The 512-nt window shown below is 65.6% G+C and carries 1 protein-coding gene; it reads left to right on the top strand.

Annotation, left to right across the window (positions count from 1 at the left end; all coding sequences use genetic code 11):
• On the top strand, positions 1-512 hold a 512-nt coding region (locus tag ACLQ28_RS34485), incomplete at both ends, for a beta-ketoacyl synthase N-terminal-like domain-containing protein (RefSeq protein ID WP_425690445.1).

Below are 512 nucleotides of genomic sequence, written 5' to 3'. Positions count from 1 at the left end.
GCGTGGGAGGCGTTCGAGGACGCTGGTATTGATCCGACGTCGTTGCGTGGGACCGACACCGGCGTCTACTGCGGCGTGGTGGCTACTGACTACGGGCCCCGGTCGACACCCGAGCTGGAAGGCTTCCGGCTGACCGGTACGACCTCCAGCGTGGCATCGGGTCGAGTGGCGTATTCCCTGGGGCTGCAAGGGCCGGCCGTCACGGTGGACACGGCGTGTTCGTCGTCGCTGGTGGCGCTGCATCTGGCCGCGCAGGCGCTGCGGTCCGGCGAGTGCTCGATGGCACTTGTTGGTGGCGTGACCGTGATGGCGAGCCCGTTCCTGTTGTTGGAGTTCAGTCGGCAACAGGGCCTGGCTCCCGATGGTCGGTGTAAGTCGTATGCGTCCGGGGCGGATGGGACCGGTTTCTCTGACGGTTTGGGTTTGCTCGTTCTGGAGCGGTTGTCGGATGCGCGTCGCAATGGTCACCGGGTGTTGGCGGTGGTGCGGGGTAGTGCGATTAATCAGGATGG

Source organism: Micromonospora sp. DT201 (assembly GCF_049841575.1).
GTDB lineage: Bacteria > Actinomycetota > Actinomycetes > Mycobacteriales > Micromonosporaceae > Micromonospora.
The sequence above is the reverse complement of the archived record's forward strand: the minus strand, read 5'-3'. Positions and strand labels throughout refer to the sequence as shown.